The sequence below is a fragment of the Afifella sp. YEN Y35 genome, from assembly GCF_047553465.1.
In the GTDB taxonomy this organism is placed as follows: Bacteria; Pseudomonadota; Alphaproteobacteria; order Rhizobiales; family Afifellaceae; genus Afifella; species Afifella aestuarii.
This window is the reverse complement of record NZ_CP180203.1, coordinates 175,727-194,414: the sequence shown is the minus strand read 5'-3', so window position 1 is coordinate 194,414 and position 18,688 is coordinate 175,727. Positions and strand designations below refer to the sequence as shown.

The 18,688-nt window shown below is 62.7% G+C and carries 13 protein-coding genes; 4 read left to right on the top strand and 9 right to left on the bottom strand.

Features of this window, described 5'->3' with window-relative positions:
• Nucleotides 1-87: 87 nt before the first annotated feature.
• Complete coding sequence (locus ACK8CP_RS00905) at nt 88-993, top strand: LysR substrate-binding domain-containing protein (protein WP_414833024.1); 906 nt, start codon at nt 88-90, stop codon at nt 991-993.
• Nucleotides 994-1,042: 49 nt separating this feature from the next.
• Here ACK8CP_RS00905 and ACK8CP_RS00900 read toward each other — a convergent pair whose 3' ends face one another.
• Together ACK8CP_RS00900 and ACK8CP_RS00895 are read right to left on the bottom strand one after the other, a co-directional pair.
• Nucleotides 1,043-1,849 (bottom strand): putative bifunctional diguanylate cyclase/phosphodiesterase, encoded by an 807-nt coding sequence (locus ACK8CP_RS00900; protein WP_414833023.1) that lies wholly within the window; start codon nt 1,847-1,849, stop codon nt 1,043-1,045.
• A complete protein-coding gene (locus tag ACK8CP_RS00895) occupies nt 1,846-3,648 on the bottom strand; it encodes a diguanylate cyclase domain-containing protein (protein WP_414833022.1) in 1,803 nt (600 codons plus the stop codon). The genes ACK8CP_RS00900 and ACK8CP_RS00895 overlap by 4 nt, the downstream gene beginning before the upstream one ends.
• 554 nt (nt 3,649-4,202) lie before the next feature.
• Here ACK8CP_RS00895 and ACK8CP_RS00890 point away from each other — a divergent pair.
• The 3 genes from ACK8CP_RS00890 to ACK8CP_RS00880 all read left to right on the top strand — a co-directional run bounded on the left by ACK8CP_RS00890 (nt 4,203) and on the right by ACK8CP_RS00880 (nt 8,447).
• On the top strand, nt 4,203-4,511 hold the full coding sequence (locus ACK8CP_RS00890; RefSeq protein ID WP_414833021.1) for a hypothetical protein: 309 nt from the start codon (nt 4,203-4,205) through the stop codon (nt 4,509-4,511).
• A gap of 106 nt (nt 4,512-4,617) precedes the next feature.
• The gene (locus ACK8CP_RS00885; RefSeq protein WP_414833020.1) at nt 4,618-7,698 is read left to right on the top strand and encodes an HsdM family class I SAM-dependent methyltransferase; all 3,081 of its coding nucleotides are present in this window, start codon (nt 4,618-4,620) and stop codon (nt 7,696-7,698) included.
• The gene (locus ACK8CP_RS00880) at nt 7,695-8,447 is read left to right on the top strand and encodes a hypothetical protein (protein ID WP_414833019.1); all 753 of its coding nucleotides are present in this window, start codon (nt 7,695-7,697) and stop codon (nt 8,445-8,447) included. The genes ACK8CP_RS00885 and ACK8CP_RS00880 overlap by 4 nt, the downstream gene beginning before the upstream one ends.
• 123 nt (nt 8,448-8,570) lie before the next feature.
• Here ACK8CP_RS00880 and ACK8CP_RS00875 read toward each other — a convergent pair whose 3' ends face one another.
• The 7 genes from ACK8CP_RS00875 to ACK8CP_RS00845 all read right to left on the bottom strand — a co-directional run bounded on the left by ACK8CP_RS00875 (nt 8,571) and on the right by ACK8CP_RS00845 (nt 18,491).
• Complete coding sequence (locus ACK8CP_RS00875; protein WP_414833018.1) at nt 8,571-9,203, bottom strand: transglycosylase SLT domain-containing protein; 633 nt, start codon at nt 9,201-9,203, stop codon at nt 8,571-8,573.
• Entirely contained in the window at nt 9,154-10,791 is a 1,638-nt protein-coding gene (locus tag ACK8CP_RS00870) for a flagellar hook-length control protein FliK (RefSeq protein ID WP_414833017.1), read from the bottom strand. Before ACK8CP_RS00870 ends, ACK8CP_RS00875 begins: the two co-directional genes overlap by 50 nt.
• A gap of 2 nt (nt 10,792-10,793) precedes the next feature.
• A complete protein-coding gene (locus ACK8CP_RS00865; protein ID WP_414833016.1) occupies nt 10,794-13,457 on the bottom strand; it encodes a hypothetical protein in 2,664 nt (887 codons plus the stop codon).
• Nucleotides 13,454-14,734: a MotB family protein gene (locus tag ACK8CP_RS00860; RefSeq protein WP_414833015.1), complete on the bottom strand. Its 1,281-nt coding sequence runs from the start codon at nt 14,732-14,734 to the stop codon at nt 13,454-13,456. The genes ACK8CP_RS00865 and ACK8CP_RS00860 overlap by 4 nt, the downstream gene beginning before the upstream one ends.
• Nucleotides 14,727-15,401 carry a hypothetical protein gene (locus ACK8CP_RS00855; RefSeq protein WP_414833014.1) on the bottom strand — a complete coding sequence of 225 codons (675 nt, stop codon included), beginning with the start codon at nt 15,399-15,401 and terminating at the stop codon, nt 14,727-14,729. Before ACK8CP_RS00855 ends, ACK8CP_RS00860 begins: the two co-directional genes overlap by 8 nt.
• Nucleotides 15,398-17,050 carry a flagellar basal-body MS-ring/collar protein FliF gene (gene fliF, locus ACK8CP_RS00850; protein WP_414833013.1) on the bottom strand — a complete coding sequence of 551 codons (1,653 nt, stop codon included), beginning with the start codon at nt 17,048-17,050 and terminating at the stop codon, nt 15,398-15,400. The genes ACK8CP_RS00855 and fliF overlap by 4 nt, the downstream gene beginning before the upstream one ends.
• A gap of 187 nt (nt 17,051-17,237) precedes the next feature.
• Nucleotides 17,238-18,491, bottom strand: coding sequence for a flagellin (locus ACK8CP_RS00845; RefSeq protein WP_234628782.1), 1,254 nt, complete (start codon nt 18,489-18,491; stop codon nt 17,238-17,240).
• Nucleotides 18,492-18,688 lie beyond the last annotated feature (197 nt).

Sequence of the window (18,688 nt, the reverse complement as noted above, 5' to 3'; positions counted from 1 at the left end):
GTCGTTGCGTTCACCTCAAATCTATGTGTGGACGCAGGTCCGGATAACCGAGATGATGAGGGATGAAGCATCACGAAAATCGGGACAATGGATCGGCTCGGGTTGAATGATCTGCAGGCGGTGCTCGCCATTGCGCGCAAAGGCTCCTTCCGCGCCGCCGCTCTTGATCTCGGCATGTCGACGACGGCGCTCAGCAACGCCATCGGCAAGCTGGAGAGGGAGCTCGGGATCCGCCTCTTCAATCGCACGACGCGCAGCGTCTCGCTGACCGGTGCGGGGCGCATCTTCGTGGACCAGGTCGCCCCGCCGCTTCAGGACATCCGCGATGCGATCGACGTCGTGCGGTCGCAGCAGGCGACACCTTCCGGGACGATCCGCATCAACACCTTCGCCACGGCAGCGCGCGAGATCCTCTCGCCCCTCGTGCTGGCGTTCCTCCACCGCTATCCGGAGGTCCATGTCGATCTCGTCAGCGAGGGGCGCCTGGTCGACATCGTCGCCGAAGGTTTCGATCTCGGCCTGCGGTCGGCCGATCTCGTGCCGAGCGACATGATCGCGGTGCCGCTGGGCCCGCCCCAGCGGCACGCGGTGGTCGCTTCGACGGGTTATTTCGAACGGCATGAGAGGCCGCGCGTCCCACCCGACCTCCTCGGCCATAGATGCATCCGCGTCCGCCTGCCGAACGGGGCGCTCTACCGGTGGCAATTCCGAAAAGGAGATCAGACCGCGCAGATCGACGTCGACGGGCCGATCACCCTGGACGAGGCGAGCCTCGCACGAACCGCCGCCCTCGAAGGCATCGGTCTCGGCTTCTTCATTGAATCGAACGTGCGGGAAGACATCGCGGCGGGTCGCCTGATCCGCGTGCTCGAGGACTGGACTCCGCCGCTCGCGCCGCTCTGCCTGTACTATCCGGGCCGCCGCAACCCACCTGCCGCCATGAAAGCCTTCATCCGCCTCGCGCGCGAATGCAGCCCAAAGATCGGGCGGTGACGCCCCCTCGGCTTCCGAAGATCGGCCGCTCGACGAGGATGTTGCCCCCTCACGCCACCGCCTGCATCTCCCCCGCCTCTCCCGGCTCCTTCTCCCCCGCCCTCATCTCGCCGGCTTTCGCCAGGCGTTCGAACGGCTGCGTGCCGCAGGCGAGAAGCAGCGCCAGTTCGCTTGCCGGCCGCGGTTCGCTGAAGAGATAGCCCTGCACCTCGGTGCACCCCTCGCGCGACAGGCGTTCCAGCTGCTCGGGCGTCTCCACCCCCTCCGCCGTCGTCAGCATCTGCAGGCTCCGCCCGAGCCCGGTGACGGCGCGGATGATCGCCATCGCCTCCGGCCGGTCGGAGAGTTCGCGCACGAAGGACTGGTCGATCTTGAGCTTGTCGAAGGGGAATTTCTGCAGGTAGCTCAGCGACGAATAGCCGGTGCCGAAATCGTCCATGGAAATGCGGATGCCGAGATCCTTGAGCTCCTGCAGCACCGCCACATTCCCCGCGCTGCCGTGCAAAAGCACCGATTCCGTAATCTCCAGCTCGAGCCGCGCCGGATCGAGCCCGGATTCGTGCAAAGCCTCGACAACCGTCTCCACGAGCCGCTTCGTCTTGAACTGCACCGGCGACAGATTGACGGCGATCTTGATCATCTCCGGCCAGCCCGCCGCCTCGGCGCAGGCCTGCCGCAGCACCCATTCGCCGATCGGCACGATGAGGCCGATCTCTTCGGCAACGGGAATGAAGGCATCGGGCGAGATCATGCCGCGTTCGGGATGCGGCCAGCGCAACAGCGCCTCGAACCCCGTCACCCGCCGCGTCGCAACATTGAGGAGCGGCTGGTAATAGAGCTCGAATTCGTGGTTCACCAGCGCCTTGCGCAGATCGAGTTCGAGCGCGTGCTGCGCCCGTCGGCCTTGGCGCGGTAGAGCGCCATATCGGCGTTCTTCAAAAGCGTATCCGCCTCGCACCCGTCGAGCGGCGAGAACGCGATGCCGATGCTGGTGCCGACGGCGACCTGATGGCCGTCGATATCGAAAGGCTTTTCGATCGCCTCGATGAGCCGGCCGGCAAGCCCGCTCGCATCTGAAGGATCGTCGAGATCGGCCTGGATGATGGCGAATTCGTCGCCGCCGAGCCGCGCAACAAAGTCCGTCTCGCGCAGCGTGCGGTTGAAGCGCTCCGCCACCGCCTGCAACAGCTTGTCGCCGATCGGATGGCCGAGCGTGTCGTTGACGCCCTTGAAATGGTCGAGGTCGAGGCAGAGGACGGCGAGCGCCCCCTCCGTCCGCCTGGCGCGCAGAAGATCGGCTTCGAGCCGCGTGCGGAAAAGAAGCCGGTTCGGCAGATCGGTCAGCGCGTCGTGATGGGCCATATGCTCCACCCGCGCCTCCGCCTTGCGCCGTTCGGTGACGTCGATCACCGACAGGAGAATGACCGGACGCCGCTCCACAAAAAGCTCGCGCGCATAGGGAAACACCTCGATCCGGCGCCCGTCCGCCGTCACATGGATCCAGGATTGCTCCACCGGCCGCGCCGCCTGGCCCGCCCCCGAGCGCGTCTCCGACAGCGCCTCCAGAAACTCGCGCATGCGCGTGCGGTCGCCGGGGGCGGCGACATCGAGCACATCCATCGCCAGAAAGTCCTCAGGCCCATAGCCGTAATGCACGCTCGCCGCCCGATTGACGCGGATGATCTGGCGGCTTTCCTTGTCGACGAGCCACATCGGCACGGGATTGTCGTCGAAGAGCGTGCGCAGCGCCTCCTCGCGCGCGCGAATGTCGGCGATGTCGCTCACCGTCACCGAGACGAGATCGCCCGTCGGCGCCACGCCGAAGCGCAGATGCCGCGCCCCCGCCTCCCCCTCGAACGTCGCCCCCTCAAACCTCGCCCCCTCGAACGTCGCCCCCTGGAACGTCGCTTCAAAATGCGTCCGCCCCCCGTCGCAGACGCAGGCGAGCAGCGCCGAAACGAGATCCTGCCCCGGAAACAGCCCCGCAAGATCGGACATTCTTTGCCAGGAGAGCGCCCCCGCCTCCCGGTCGAGGAGCCTTGCTGCCGCCTGGTTCAAGGCGATGATCTCGAAATCGACCGCCTTCCCCGCCCGGTCGCGGATCGCCTGCAGCGCCAGCATCCCCTCCATCGTAGCGCCGAACATCGTCTCCAGAAGATCCTGCCGCACCGCGTGCTCGTCGAGAAGCAGGATGAAGCTCACCGGCCCCCACCTGTTCGACAGGGGGAGCGCCCAGAGATCGTAGGTGGCGATCGCCCCGTTGACGATCATATGCGTCTCGACGCGCTCCGGCCGGCAGCTTTCCTCGGCGCGCGCGATGACCTCGCAAATGGCGCGGGCGCGGTCGCGGCGAAGCGCAGAGACCACCGCCGCGCCGGTCTCCCCGCCATCGGCATCGAAAGCGGTGTCGGCCCAGGCGGCGAAGGCGGGGCCGATGCGCAGAAGCCGCAGATCCTCCGCCTCGCCGGCATCGCGAAACGCCAGCGCCTTCATCTCGATGAGCCGCCCGAGATGCCCGAGCGCCACGCTCTCATAAGACGGCAGCGTCTCGCCCGGCCGAATTTCCGAAGCCCAACGCCGCAAAAAATGCTGCACCGGATTGTCGAGACGCAAACCCGCCTTCGCCGCCCCAGTCTCTCTCTCGTGTCCGGTCATCTCACCGCTTCGATCATCTTGACGTCAGTATCGATATCACTTGGGCCACCCCAACACCCCAAGGATATCGTCAGACGTAACGGTGAGTTCTGACCAAACCGTAAGAATTTACTGCAATAAAACCGTCACAATACACGCAACACGAGCAACACCGCGCCGCCCCCCGCCAAAACGGCGAGCCAGTTTGCGACTTTTCTCAAGAACGGCGCCCCCACCACACGACATTCCGGCACAACACCAACCAATGGCACGGGCTCCCCCCTCTCCCCTTGAGGGAGAGGGGGGCCGGCGAAGCCGGTCGGGTGAGGGGTGAAGTTTGCCAAGGTACGATAGCTTGCAGCACCCCTCGGATATCTGTGATGTCACGCGCGGTGCTATATTCGAGACGCGATAGGGCTAATGCGCGCTTTGCGCCAATTGCCGGCGTTTAGCCTTCAACCGTGTGATCCCGAAAGCACTGAGCGCTACGCAGCCGTGCTCATTACGGCGCAAACAGCTTGCCGCATGTTTCCTATTTGTTCTACAAGGGCGTCACGCAACAACAGTGATTCGAAATGCAAGCCAGATTTCATTATTTCCGGCTTGCAGCGTTGCCAGAGAGTCGGAAATCTGTATTGCTGGCAGCGTCCATGCGGCCGGACAGGAGCGGTCGCGGTGCAAGAGAATGCCCAATGGCAAGCCGGCAGACCGACGCGACCGATCAGAAATCAACCTCAGAGAGCGGGCGAGAAAAGACACTCAATTTTAGAGTGAGCGATAAATTTAAACGAGAATTCAAAGGATTTGCAGCGTCGCAAGGGCTCAGCATGACCGAGCTTCTCAAGGAGGGATACGCCCTCGCGAAGAACAAGCGGAAGAAATGATCGTGGCTTCTTCGCAGCCATCGAGCGCCGACGCGCACGCAAGAAGACGCTCGGTCGGGCTTCGGCCCGCCCATTGTTTTCGCAAGCCGGCGCGGCGGGGGCGGCAATGACCTCGCTTGAGGACTGGCTCTCTGAACTCGCTTATACCGACTTTTCGGACGAGCTTTTTCGTGCCGGCGCAAGCGCCGGCACGCGGCCCTATGCGTCCGAGATCGAGGAAATGCTGGCGTCGGATCGTGGCATAGGAGCCTCTGCGGTTTTCTGCGTCGGCGAGTTGCCGACCGTTTGCTTCATCGATGCCGCAAGCCTCTCAGGCGATACCGAAAGCCGGATCGAACAAATCCGGCAAAAGGTGTGGAACCAGAATCTGGCTTCCGTGGTGCTGGTCGTCGATCCGACCGCGCTGACAGCCTATTCCGTCGTCGACCGTGAGGCAGAGCCGGACACGCTGCCCCGCAGCGACGTCGCACGCCGGGGCTCTTGGTCGGCCTATGAAGTCCAGTCGGGCTTCATCAAGGACCGGCTGTCCGACTGGTTCTCGCCCGATGCGCGCGTCGACCAGCGGCTGCTGGCAAACCTTCGCCAAGTTGTGAAGTCTCTTGTCCGGGATGGCTTGAGCGAGACCCAGGCCGAGGCGCTCATGGCCCAGGTGATCTTCCTTTGCTACCTTGAGCAGCGCGGAATCGTCGGCCAGGCCTATCGCGAGACCCACGGCCTCGAGGTGCTCGAAGCCTATGTGTCGAAGCAGGACGGCACCGGTATCGACAATCTGCTGAAGCGCCTTGGTGCTGACTTCAATGGCGATTTCTTGAGCTCGAAGGATGGCGGAGCGCCGCAATGGTCAAACCTCGGCAATGCCGGGTTCCGTTCGGTCAAGCTCTTCCTCGAAGCCGTCGATTTCGAGACCGGCCAGGGCTCGTTCTGGCGCTACGATTTCAGCCATATACCGGTCGAGCTGATCTCGGGAATTTACGAGACGCTGCTGAAGGACCGGCAAGGTAAGCTTGGCGCCTATTACACCCCGCGCCATCTCGCCAACCTTGTCTCCGAACAGGCATTCGAGCATTTCGACGATCCGACGCAGTGCACCGTCTATGACGGCGCCTGCGGCTCGGGCATTCTGCTAACCACGGCGTTCCGAAAGATGCTGCGGCACGCTGAGGTGACGCGCGGCCGTCGACTGCGGTTCGCCGAACGCGTCAACCTGATGGAACGCAATCTCTTCGGCAACGATCTCGATGAGACGGCGTGCTGGATCACGGCGTTCAGCCTGTATCTGTCGCTGCTCGAGGGGCTCGATCCGGCCGATATTTCCCTGCTCCAGTCGGACGAAGATCTGAAGCTCCCCACCGTCGTCGGCGTGGGTCGAAACATTCAGAAGGGTGAGCGGCACGGCGACTTCTTCTCGGCGAGCAATCCGTTCGCAGGAAAGAAGCGGTTCGACATATTTCTGTGCAATCCGCCCTGGCGGGAGTCCGATGACGACGAGACGCCGACTTGGGAAGCGTGGTGCCGCGAGCAGGACCCACCTTACCCGATCGGGCGCCGCCAGATCGCTGCAGGCTTTGCATATCGCGCTATGCAGAGCGTCAAGCCCAGCGGCGTTGTCACTTTGATCATGCCGCTCAACCTCGTGATTGGTGCAACCTCGCAGTCCAGTGATTTCAGGCAGCGCTGGCTCGAAGACGCACGCATCGAGCGCATCATCAATTTCGGCGACGTCCGTCGCCTGCTGTTTCCTGCCGCCAAGCATCCGTGCGCAGTTGTGCGCGCCCGCCCGCGTCCGCGAGTCGAAGGCGTCATCGCGCTCGGTGACGAAGAAATCGAATATTGGGCACCCAAGACCGATGTAAGCTTGGCGCTCGGGCGGCTGGCATTGCACGCCGTCGACCACAAGCTCCTGTCCGCGCGCGACATCTACACCAAGCCCTATCTGCTGATCTCGGCCTATTGGGGGGAACAGCGCGATCTCGAATTGCTGCGCCGCCTGCAGAAGCTGGGATCGCTTGACCGCACGATGACGACACGCACTCCGCAGTGGGTGTCGGGCAAGGGGTTTCACGCCCCCAATCTCAGCAACCCGCGCCGGTCGCTGGGCCCGCTCGAGAATCTCGCTTTTCTGTCGGCCAACCGAATGCCGCACGCTTATCCGGTGATCGCCACTGACGCGCAGCTCGATCGCGTACGCGACCATTTCACGGAAGTCGCAAGCCCCGGCGGCAAGAATGCGCGGCTCTACGGCGGACCCCGCGTCATCCTGCCAGACGGCCTAACCGACGATTATACCATTCGCGCAGTCTATACCGACCTCAGCTTCGCGTTCACTTCGTCGATTGGAGCGATCGGCGGAGATACGGCCGATGCGGCTTTGCTCAAGTTTCTGGCGGCCTATCTTCGGTCGCCGATTGCCACCTATCTGCTGATTTTGACCGGCTATTCGGTGATCGGTGAGCGGCCGCGGATCGCGATCGAGGACATGAAGGCTTTCCCCTTCTGCGCTCCCGAGAAGCATCCAGACCCGGACGCGGCGGAGAGGATCGTTGCCGAGGTCGCGGCAACGATCGACACACTTGCCGCTATACCGGAATGGCAACGCGACCACGGCTATACCGCCGCGCGTCATGCGATCGACGAGTTGGTCTTCGACTATTTTCAGCTGTCCGCTTCTGATCGGCTGCTGGTTCGCGACATGGTGGGCGTTGTAGCCAATTCAATCCAGCCGGCGGACTATGCGAAGCTCGCGACGCCTTTACTCCATCGGCCGTCAGCGCATGAGGTTTCCGCATATGTCGATACGCTGGCGCGCGAGCTGGAAACGTGGCGGAATCGAAGTGGTGGTCAAGGCGGACTCAGCGTCGAGGGCGTCGTCGATGGAGCCAACGGCTTTTTTGGCGCAGTCCGGATCAGCCTGCGCGGCCGCAAGCGCGACACCAATAGTTTGGTCCGCACGGAAAACGCATTTCAGAATCTTCTGGCCGATATCGAAACAGGTCTCGGCAGCCAACTCAACGGGAGCGGACGCGACGATCTGTTCAAGGTCCCCAATGCCATGGTCGTCGTCGGCGACGCCTTCTACTTCGTCAAGCCGATGCGCCGCCGCTTCTGGCTTTCCCGGAGCGCGCTAGCGGATGCGGATCATGTCGTGCGGACGGTGCAGGCCGCCGCCTGGGAAAAAGTCCATTCATGACAGCGGCCCCTTCCGACGCCTGGTTGGTCGTCTTTCCTACCCCGCGCATACCTGATGTCCTCACTTATCTAGGCACGACCTGGGACTGGCTCCGTGCGAGCTACGGCGATGCTGTGGCGTTTCAACATGACGAGCCGACCCTTACCGACAACCTCTGTGAAGCGCTCGCTGACCGAGACCGACGACTGGCACACCGGATGGATTGCGACTTCCAGGCAGAGACGTGGGAGCTACGCCGCGCGGCTGACGGCACCATCAGCAGGCTGGCGCGAGCCGACATCCGCGTGATCTTGGGCGCGCCGGGCACGCCCCATCTCGTGATTGAGTTCAAGAAACTCGACGGCACGACCGGCGCGAGACGGCAATATTGCTTCGATGGCATGAGTCGCTTCGTCGAGGGCAAATATGCCGTCGGTCACGCGTTCGGCGTCATGTGCGGATTTCACCCCGGCCCGCTCGCAGACGAAGCGGCGGCGCTGGCAGACTATATCCGCCAGCCGGAACGCGCAGCCAGACTCTTGTGCGTTGCTAATGGCGCGGGCGACGTAGTCACAATGCCCTCGTTAGTGGCGCCGGCGCATGCAAGGTTCGATACGGTTCACAACCGGCCGACGCTGATGCCCGCAGATCCGATCGGCTTGATGCACATACTGATTCCTTGCAGCACCAGCCCAAATCCTGTTGCTCCAGCGAGTCGGCCTCGAAAAACGATCGCGCAGCAGAGACGCGCGCGAAAGGTCAAGCGGTAAGCGGTCAGCAGCAACATGCTTGCCGTGCGCCTGGCCGAGCAAACGTCTGCTCTTTGCGTCTAAGCAATCTGGAGCAGCCATTCAGCTTTCAGCTCCATCTCCGCCGCCCTCCGACATCACCCCCTACCCGCAAAACTCCTTCGATTCCTTCGTCCACGCCCCAAACCCCGTCGCCACCATGTTGGTGATGACGGCGCAGACATAGCGCTTCTGCGCCGGGTTGTTGTTGGGCCCGGCATGGTAGCGGGCAACCGCGAGCGTCCAGCTGCCCTCGCGCTTGCGAAGATTGGTCAAAAACCGCGCCGCGTAATCGACGTTCTTCTTCGGATTGAACATTTCGGCCGGTGAGGCAAAATGTTCGGAATGGAAATGGTGGTTGATCTGCATGCAGCCCATGTCGATCAACTTGGAGCCGGCGGCGCGCGAGCGTTTGAATTCTTCCAGCGCATCGGCCACGCTCTTGCCGAAGAACGGGCGGCCGTGAATGTTCATGGCATAGGGCTGCAGCGAGCCTTTGCGGCCCGTCTCCGTCAGCCCGACGGCATAGAGAACGCCGAGCGGCACGCCATATTTCTTCGCCGCGATCGCCATTTCGCGCTCGCAGATATTGCCGCCCGCAGCCTTCCCCGCCGCCTTGCCGGCCGCGCCGGCCCCGTCGCCGAGCGTGGCGGCCGCGCCCGCCGCCCCGCAGGTCGCCGCGATCAGGCTAAACGAACAGGCCGCCGCGAGAGCGGTTTTCCTCAGAAGCCTGGCCATGTCTCTGCTCCTCTGGGGTTTGGGTCTGCTGTCCGCCGCCATTCTGGCCGCCGGTTCCGTTCTCGCCGGCCCCGCCCTGTTGCGTGCCGGCCTGCGGCCCGCCATTCGCGGACCCGTTGCCCATCGCAAACGCGATGCCGGAGCGTGCCGCATTCGACGATGTATCGATCTGCGGCAGCGCGCGTTCAGACTGAATGGTCACGCTGTCGGGCTCCTGCCCGGCCGCCTTCAAAATCTCCGACAGCTTGTGGCTGTCCTCTTCCAGCATGCGGGCGGTCTCCGGCCGGCTCGCCTTCAACGTCACCGAAAGTTCGCCCTGGCGCATGCGGAGTTCCACCTGAACGGTGCCGAGCGATTCCGGCTGCAACTGGATGCGCAACAGCCGCGCCGGGCTGTTGAACGCCTGCTGCGCCGGCGAATTGGCAGACGCCGCGGAATTCGCCGAGCGCCCCGTCTCCGAGGTCTGCGATCCGCCGCCACCGCGGTTTTCTGCGACGATCGCATCCGCGATCCGCTTCAACTCGCCGCCCGGAAGCCCGGCATTGTCCCCGTCGGCCCCGGCCTCGGCCAGGTCCGCGGTCTGAGCGGTCGCAGCGCGAGTCTCGGCCAACTTCGCCGAGAGTGCGGCTTCTCCCCGCTCCTGCGCGCCCGCCCGGCCCTGACCGCGCGCCTCGCGCCCAAGCACCAGTTCAGGCCCCGCCGCTTGCGTGCTAAGCCCTTCCGCAGACACGGTTTTCTGCGACAGCTCGGCAGTCGAAAGCGCCTGTGCGAAGCGCGATCCGGGCGTCAGCACCGGCGCGAAGTTGGTTTCCTGCTGGATCACGTCGACCCGGTGCATGACGTAGGGAGTTGTCCCCGCTTCGCCAGAAAGTTTATATCCTTCAAAGGCTTGCGTGACGGCACGGGCGCCGGGGAAGAGCCCTGAGGCGCCAGTCTGCGTCTTCGCGCCGCCTGTCTCGTTGGTTTTTCCCGCATCAGCGACTTGCGCGAGGGCATCCGCCGCAAAATTGATGGTTTGCGCGGGTTTTTCGCCCGATTTCGCCTCTTCGGGGCGCGATTTATCCTGCGGCTTCGCGCTCTCCTCGGCGGGGGCAGACGCCTGCAGGTCCGACGAAATCTCTTTATCCGTCAGCGTGTTAGTGCCATCTTCTGCGGTCTCGGCGGTCTTTTCCGCGCCCGCCTCGCCGGCCACCTTCGCCGCCGCGTCCTTGTCGCGTTTTTGCGCCTCGGCCCGGCGCATGGCAATCCGCGGATCCTCGTCTGAAGTCTTTGTTTTCGTTTGGTTTTCCTGGTTCTCCGCACCGGAGATACGGCGCCTCAGCCGCGCCGCCGCATCCTCCGCGCCGCCGGTCTCGTCGGCCGCTTCACCGCTTGTGCCGCCGCGGCCTTTCGCGTCGGCATTTTTCTCTTTTATGTCAGTGTCTTGGGCTCTCGACGTGACATCTGCAGCGGGCTTTTTCTCCGCCTCCGCAGCGCCGTTCTGCATGAGCTTCGCGAAGCCGTCCCCCGCCTCCGCCGCGCCCTTCCCGCCCGCACTCGCCTTGCCATCCGGCCGCGCCGGCCCTGTGAGAAAAGGTAGATCAGCCACGTTCATTGGGCTCCCCCGAGCAGTTCATCGGCCGCCTCAACCGCCTGTTGGGCGCGCGCGATGGTGGGATTTGTCTGTGAAAATTCATCTTTCAATTCAGCAGCTTGCGACGATGCGGCGGCGCTCGCCGGGATCGCGTCCGCAGCGGTTTCGTCAGCGGGGCGATCGGCGGCCACATCCGCCAGTGTGACCTGAGGTGCCCTACGGATGCTGTCGGCAATCCCCAAAACCACGTCGAGAAGATCCCGGTCCGCCTCCTCCAAAAGGTTGCGATCGATCTTCTTGAGAGCCGCGCTCGCGCCGTCGAACGTCTCCACCCCAACGACAGACACAGCCGCCCGATAGAGATGCGCCTGCTCCTTGGCGGTGTCGCTGAGATCCGCCATCGCCAGAACCCTGTCCGCCGCAAAACGCGCAATCGGCGCCTTCGCCTGCACGACGGCCGCACGCGCGATGATCAGATAGAGTTCCTGACGCGCCGCCGGCTCCATGTCGCTCAAGATGTCGTCAAGCCTCGGTAATTCCTCAGGATTATCGACGAACTTCATACGCGTGAGCGCGGTCGCGAAACGTTGCCGGAAGTTGCCCGCATAGACCGAGTGGCGGAAGCGCTGCAGATACTGGCGCGACAGGAGCGCGAATTTCTCCACCTGCTGAAGCTCCGCCACAACGAGGATCTCGCGCCGCAAAGCCGCTTCTTCGGCCAGCGTGCCCGGCGCCAGCAAGCGCGCCTCGTCAAGGAGCGCGGAGGCCCGAACGGGGTCTTCCGACACGACGAGAGCGGCCTGAGCGATGGCGACCTGGCTCCCCGTCGAAGTGAAGCTCCGCGCCTTCACGTCCGCCAGAGCTTCCTTTGCAGCCTGCGCCCGCCCCTCTGCATAGGCAAGCGCGCCTCGCATCAATTGCTCATCGATGGCCGGCAGAGGTTCAGAGCGCAGAATGTCCCGCAGCACGGCCGGCCTGCCGCCGCTCAGCACGTAGCCGACAAGAGACACCGCATTGCGGGGGTCCTGCCAGGTCTCCTGGGGTGCCTTGCGAAATTCCACTTCAATGCGATCCAGAACCTGGCGCTGTTCAGCCAGCGCCTCCGTCGATCCTTGAGCGATCCGATCCTGCACGCTCTGCAGGTCGCGGAACAGGGCGGCAGCATCGAGGCCGGGACGTGGGGTGACCGGCAAGGGCTCGACCTTCGCCACCGCCTCACCATGGCCATCACCAGCGGACGCAGATTCTCCTTCGCCTGCGGGATGCTCCGTTCCGCTGCCTGCATGCGCATCGTCCGCAGCATGTTCATCGGCACCACTTTCAGGCTTATCCCTGGCGTGGTCACCGCTCTGCCTCTGATCAACACCGCCAGAACTCCGACTGGCCTCCGTCGTGGCGCCGTCCTCGACATGTATGTCCCCAGATGCATGGTCGCCGCCGCCCACCGCCGCCTGCTGAAGAGCCTTATCACCATCGCCGCCCTCGGATCCGTCATCGTGCGAAGCGGGAACCGTATGATTCCCTTCATTCGTCGCAGGAGCATGTGAGGTTTCTGCGGCAGGCATCATCTCATTCGGCTGCGTTCCGTTCTGGATCTTCCCGGCGTCGCCCGCGACGTGAGGATCACCGTTGGGTGTGACCTCCTCAGGATGGAAGCCTGCATTGTGGCTTTCGTCCGCTCCAGCAACAGGCCCAGATGGGCTGTCGTTTTTAGGGGTGGTTTCCTGCGCCAGTTCAGAAGCGGTTTGATCAGCCAAATTCTCAGAGGACATGCCGCCGCTTGCAGCGTGAGCGCCTTCGGCAGTTCCGCGCTCCCCCGCGGCCTCGCCACTGCCATCGTCTGGCCTCCGAGAGGCCGGGGCCGCAGCACGATCCTCTGAAGCCGAATGGGACACGCGATCGACGTTTTCACCTGCATCGGCAGGCTCGGTCGCGACGTCTTCTCCTGAACCACCGGAAACACCCTGACCTTCCGGACCGACGGAGCTGTCCGCAACGCCCGAAGGCACGGGGCCCTCCGATCCGTCGCCATCAGCGCTGGCGGCCGAGAGCCTCTCGGTGTCGATCGCGACGTCCGGAGCATTCGGCGCTGGCTCTTCGCTCGAGGTTGCCGCCCGCTCAGCAGCTGCAATCTCAGCAGCGACAGGCGCGGGGTTCTGCTCGACAACCTCTTTAGCAGCCGCATCGTCCTCCACGGACGCCGGTTGCACGCCCTCGTGGACTGCCGCGTCAGCATGATTGGTCGCGACGTCTGTCGGAGTGTCCTTTGCCAAGCTCTCAAAAGGCGCAGCATCTCCCGGAACCTCCGAGACAGGGTGTACAGCGTCTTGATTCCGACCGCTTTCTGTCGTCCCGGAGGCCGTTGGCCGCGCACGCGGCAGCCGGGGAGCTGCTACGGAAGCGCGTCGGCTCGCCTGCGCTGGCCGATCCGTCGCATCAGTCCCGACTCCGGGATCAAAGTTCGGTATCGGAGCAGGCGGCACTTGCTCACGCCCGAAGAGCCTAAGGCCCCGCGAGAAGAAAGAAGGGCGGTTGCCCCGATCCGTGGATGACGGAAGATCAAGGACGCGCGCCGGACGCAAACGGTCCGAGCCTGTCTGCGCGAGCACGGCGTTTGGTACGGCCACAAAAAGAAGCGACAGCGCAGCCACGATGATCCTGAGCTTCATGCCGCGCATCATGCCGGCTCCTTGAGCAGAATCTCGATACGACGGTTTTCTGCCGCATTGGGGTCTTCAGGATTCTTGAGGTTGCGGTCGGCAAAACCTTCGATCGCGCGGATGCGCGTTTCTGCAAGACGCCCTCTCGTCAGCATATAATACGCCATGTGGGCACGGGCCGTGGACAGGCGCCAATTGTCATAGGTCGGAGAACGAAAGGGCCGTCCGTCCGTATAGCCCCGAACGACGATGTCTCCCGGACGATCAACCAGGAGCTCCGAAACGCTTTCCATCGCAACAACGACGACAGGTTTCGGAATGGCCGAGCCGATTTCGAACATGGAGAAGTCCATTTCGTCCGTAAGGCTGATCAGAATCCCCTCGGGGGTCGCCTGCACGCTGATGTTTGGTGCATCGAGTTCGCCGAGCTTTTTCTTAAGCTCTGCTTGAAGCTGCGCTTCCATCTGGGCCGCCTCGACTCTCTCTGCCTGGCTCACACCCTTGGCAGAACCCGGCCCGACCTGAGGAAAGAGCGCAGGCTGATTATAGGAAGCGTCTGCGATATCTTTATCGCTCGCCGCAGCGGCATCCAGCTGCCGATCGCTCGGTCTTTCGGCAATTTTTTTGACATCTCCAGGCTTCTTAGTCTTCGACTGAGAAGCTGGCTGCATCTGCCAGTATACGGGATCGAAGGGATCACGATAGACTTCGCCACCCGTCACACCGACGATACCCGTCTCGCCGACGGGTGCTTCCATAGTTGCGGGATCGGCCGGCGGAACTTCATCGGCCAGCTCAGCCAGGACGAGATAGGGATCGCTGAAGGCCGCCTGTTCAGCCGTCATTGTCGCGTCGGTCGCAGGACGGTCGAGCGGGGGAGAGTTGCCGTCGGCACCTCCAGCGCTTTCTCCTCGAGCTTCCTCGTGAGCAGCGGCGTCACGTTTAGCTTCTTCATCCTGACCGTGACCGCCGTCGAGTGGGCCTGGGGTACCCCGCTCATCGCCATCACCGGTGCGTCTGCTCTCACTATCGCCTTCTCCAATCTCCTCCGGGTTGTTAAGTCCTTTCCGGTCGGTGATGCTGGCCGAGAGCTTGACGGGATTAAAATAGTTAGCGATCGACTTCTTCACTTCCTCATCAGTGACGTTGATCAGCCACATAATCAAAAAGAAAGCCATCATCGCCGTCATGAAGTCGGCATGCGCAACCTTCCACGCGCTCGAATGAGACTCATGCTCTTCGTCCTCGTAGCGCTTGATGATGATGAGTTCTTGATGTTCCTTGGCGTCGTCAGACATTTTCGGCTCCGCTGATCGCCAACGACACGCGCTCGCGCCAAGCTTGCAACTGCGTCTCGATGATGGTGGGGCCCGCAGTCACCCGCACATCCGGCCCTTTGCCCATCCTGAAATCGATCCCGTTCGCCATCTCGCCGAGGCGACTCTTCACAGCATCAAGAAGATCCTGCGGACCCACCACTTCGAGGACAGGCTCGTCCTCCCGGCTTCTCATATCGATGATCATGTCGGACAGATCGGCAACGGCCTGCTGGGCGATTGCAGAACCGACCAGAGGGATCAGGATGGCGGCCACTGCTTCACTGAGGCTTGCATTGAGTTCGCTGAACGCATTGCCGATGCTTTCGGCGACCTTTTCTGCTTCCTCAGCCACCCAATCGGCGCGCTTTTGTTCAAGCTCTGCTACGAAACTGGCGCGCACCTCCTCCAAGGCTGACTCTTTTTCGCGTCGGCCGGCCGCAAGCCCTCCCGCGAACCCAGCGTCTCTCGCTGCCGCCAAGGCCTTCTCAGGATCCTCTTTGGGTGGTTTGACAGCGAAAATACTAGCCAGGGTCGGTTCGACACGCGGCGTTTCAGCTGGAAACTCTGGGAGAACCTTGCGCAAGTTGCGGCCTGCCTCGGGCTCATCAAAGTCGGGTAGAAGGCGGACAAGAGCGTGCATCATCATGCCCCTTCCACACGCATCCATTGCCGCAGGATCGTCGCCGCCTGCTCTTCGTCAAAGTCGATGATCTGCTCGAGACGCTTCTGCGGTGTGCGGTTCTTCTTGCTCGTCAGATCTTCGATCAGATTGACCTGTTCCGGAGGCGCCAGCCCTGCGAGACGACCATCGGCCATATCCGCGTCATCCGGGCCAGGCAGCATTCCGGCAGCCGCCTCACCTTCAAGGGCGACCGCACCGGCTTCCAGCGGCTGGCTGCGACCGAGGACAGTCTTCAGCGTGGGACGAAGGCCGAACCAGATCAGCAAGATGGCCATGATCAGGATAGTGCCGGCATTGATAAGCGTGCCGCTCTGACGCATCAGCACTTCGCCCATCGAAGGGCCAGGCACTGGCTCAAGGTCGTTGCCGCCATCGGCAAACACGACCGATGAGACCTTAAGCTGATCGCCGCGCTCTTTGTTGAAGCCTGTGGCCGACTGGACGAGCTGCTCGATCTCCATGAGCCGCGTTTCGATCGGCATCACGTCGGGCTGGCCCTCATCGGCCTGAAGTCGCGCCTGATTGACGAGAACCGCGATGGACAAGTTCTCCACCTCGTAGCCGTCATGAACGGTGTCGACTTTCTTGGAAGAAATCTCGAAATTGGTCAGTTCTTCGCGCCGCGAGTTTTCTTCGTTGGAGCTATTGCCGCCGCCGGCCGCCATCTGCGCGACTGGGATGTTCTGCTGAACGGTCGCAGCGGAATCGGTCGTGCTGTTTTGGCTGGTGCCGGCTTCCTTCACGACGCGCACGGAGCGCTCCACCCGGGATTCCGGATCGAAGATGACTTCGCTAACCTGCTTGCGGTCGGTGTTGAGACGAGTGGAAACGCTGATCTGAAAGTTGTCGTAGCCGAGGTAAGGCGTCAGCGTGCGCCGGATCTTCTCTTCCAACTCGCGGTCGACGCGCCGCTTGAGATCGTCCATGAGGCCGCCACCCGAGGCGGAAGGATCCTCGCCCGAGACAAGAACCACTCCCTCGGTGTTGAGGACGGTGACTGCGTTCGTGTCCATGCCCGGCAGGGATGCGGCGACGAGATGGCGGATAGCGTTGGCAGCCGTCGCATCATCGGGAAGGCGCGTGCGGATAACGACCGAGGCGGATGCCTTTTGCTGGTCGCGCCGAAACGAGGCGCGATCGGGCAGCACGATGTGGACGCGCGCCGCCTTGATTCCGTCCATGGTCTGGATGGTGCGCGCAAGCTCGCCTTCGAGGGCGCGTACACGCGTGACATCCTGCATGAAAGAGGTGAGGCCGAAGGAGCCGAGCTCGTTAAACAGCTCGTAGCCGGAATGGGTGCTCTGCGGGAGGCCTTTTTCTGCGAGAAGCATCCGGGCACGTGCCGTATCGGCATGACCGACGAGAACCGACGTGCCATCGGGAGCTACGTCGAAGCCAATCCCGTTGTCTTTCAGGACCGATCCAATTTGGCCGACATCTTCGCGGCTGAGACCACTATAGAGGATCTCTCGCTCCGGCTTGCTCAGGTAGAAGGCACCGAGACCGATCGCCAGGAGCACGGTCGCGCCCACAATTCCCAGGGCAGCAAGCCGCCGGCCGCCGAGCCCAGCGAGATTGGCCCACAGCTTATCCATCTGCTCGCGCGCGTTCATCAAGTCTCCCCACGCCATACAGTCTTGCATTGCGTCTCATGGGGATTTGACGTGATAAGCTTGCCTCAGCGTTGCATACGAAAAAAGCCACGCTCCTTTCGGAGCGTGGCTCTCTTGGTCCGCCTGCACGGGGGAGGAGCGTGAGGCGAAACCTTGGAAGGTTCTTACCTCGCTATCTTCACCTCGCTTAACGGAAGAGCGACAGGATGTTCTGGCTCGAGGAGTTGGCGATGCTGAGCGACTGCACAGCCAGCTGCTGCTGGGTCTGGAGAGCCTTCAGCTTCGTGGATTCCTCTTCCATGTCCGCGTCGACCAGGGCGCCAACGCCCGTGTCGATCGTGCTCATCAGGGTCTTCACGAACTCCGTCTGCATGTCGATGCGGGTCTGAACCGTACCGAGAGAAGACGCAGCCGAGGTCACCTGACCAAGCGCCTCATCGACGACCTTCATGAAGTTCTGCACTTCGGTGCCGGAGGCCGACGAGATGTCGATCGTGGCAACGGAGGCAGCACCGGCCGAAGCCGCCGAAGTCGTCACGTCGGTGGCCGACAGGCCGAGTGAAGCGACAGTGATACCGGTCGTGCCGGCAGTCGTAGCACCAGAGATGCTGAAGTTGTCAGTAGACGAGAACTCAACCTGGTCGGAGCCGTCCAGAACCACGTTGATGCCCTCAATACCGGCGTCCTTCAGGGCCTGAGTGTAGACCGCCGCAAGATCGGCATTCGAACGGATCGAGGTATCAGACAGTCCGGCATCCGCCAGGGTCTGCTGAGTGATCTCGACCGTCTTGGCCGGAGCGCCGTTCTGCGACACGCTGAAGCTGATCTTGTCGTCAGCCGCAGCAAAGTCCACTGCAGTCGTCTCGACCGTCGCCGCAACCAACGAATTGGAGGTGTAGGTATTCAGGTCGATCGTCTTGTCGAGGATACCGAACTGAGAGGTACCATCGCCATAGAGACGGGTGTCCGTGATATCGACGTCGATGGTGCCAATCGCAAGCTTGTTGTTGGCATCACGCGACAGAGACGACACGATCTCCTTGTTGAAGGCCGTGCTGGAGCCCGTGCTCAGCCAGTTCTGGCCGGAGAACGACGCGGATTCCGCGATCGTCTTCAGCTGGTCCTGGTAAGCCGAAATCTGCTCCTGAACCTTCGCCCGGTCGACACCTTCGCCCGTCGCAGCACCAAGGCTCGCCTTGATTTTGGTCAGGACTTCTTCAGCCTTGGAGAGGCCGGTATAAGCCGCATCGACGGTGGCCGAGCCCATGCCAAGAGCGTCCTTCACGGCCGACATGGCCTGATTGTCGGAGCGCATGGTCGTGGCGATGGACCAGTAGGCGGCGTTGTCGGAAGCGGTGTTCACCCGCAGGCCGGTGGAAACCCGGTTGTTCGTCTCGTCCAGGTTGGAGTTGATCGAACGCAGGGTCTGCAGGGCGACCATTGCGGAGGTGTTGGTGATAAGGCTAGACATAATTGATGTCCCTTCAGACTAAGTGTCAGAGATATTGATGGGGACATGCCGGGCTTTCACCGGCATGGCAGGGCGGCATCATGCCTTTGGTGGGACGGAGCACTCGGCTTCCGTAACTGCTGCCCGTGTCGAGCAACCAACCTGCCATGCATGAAGGGATAGCAGCG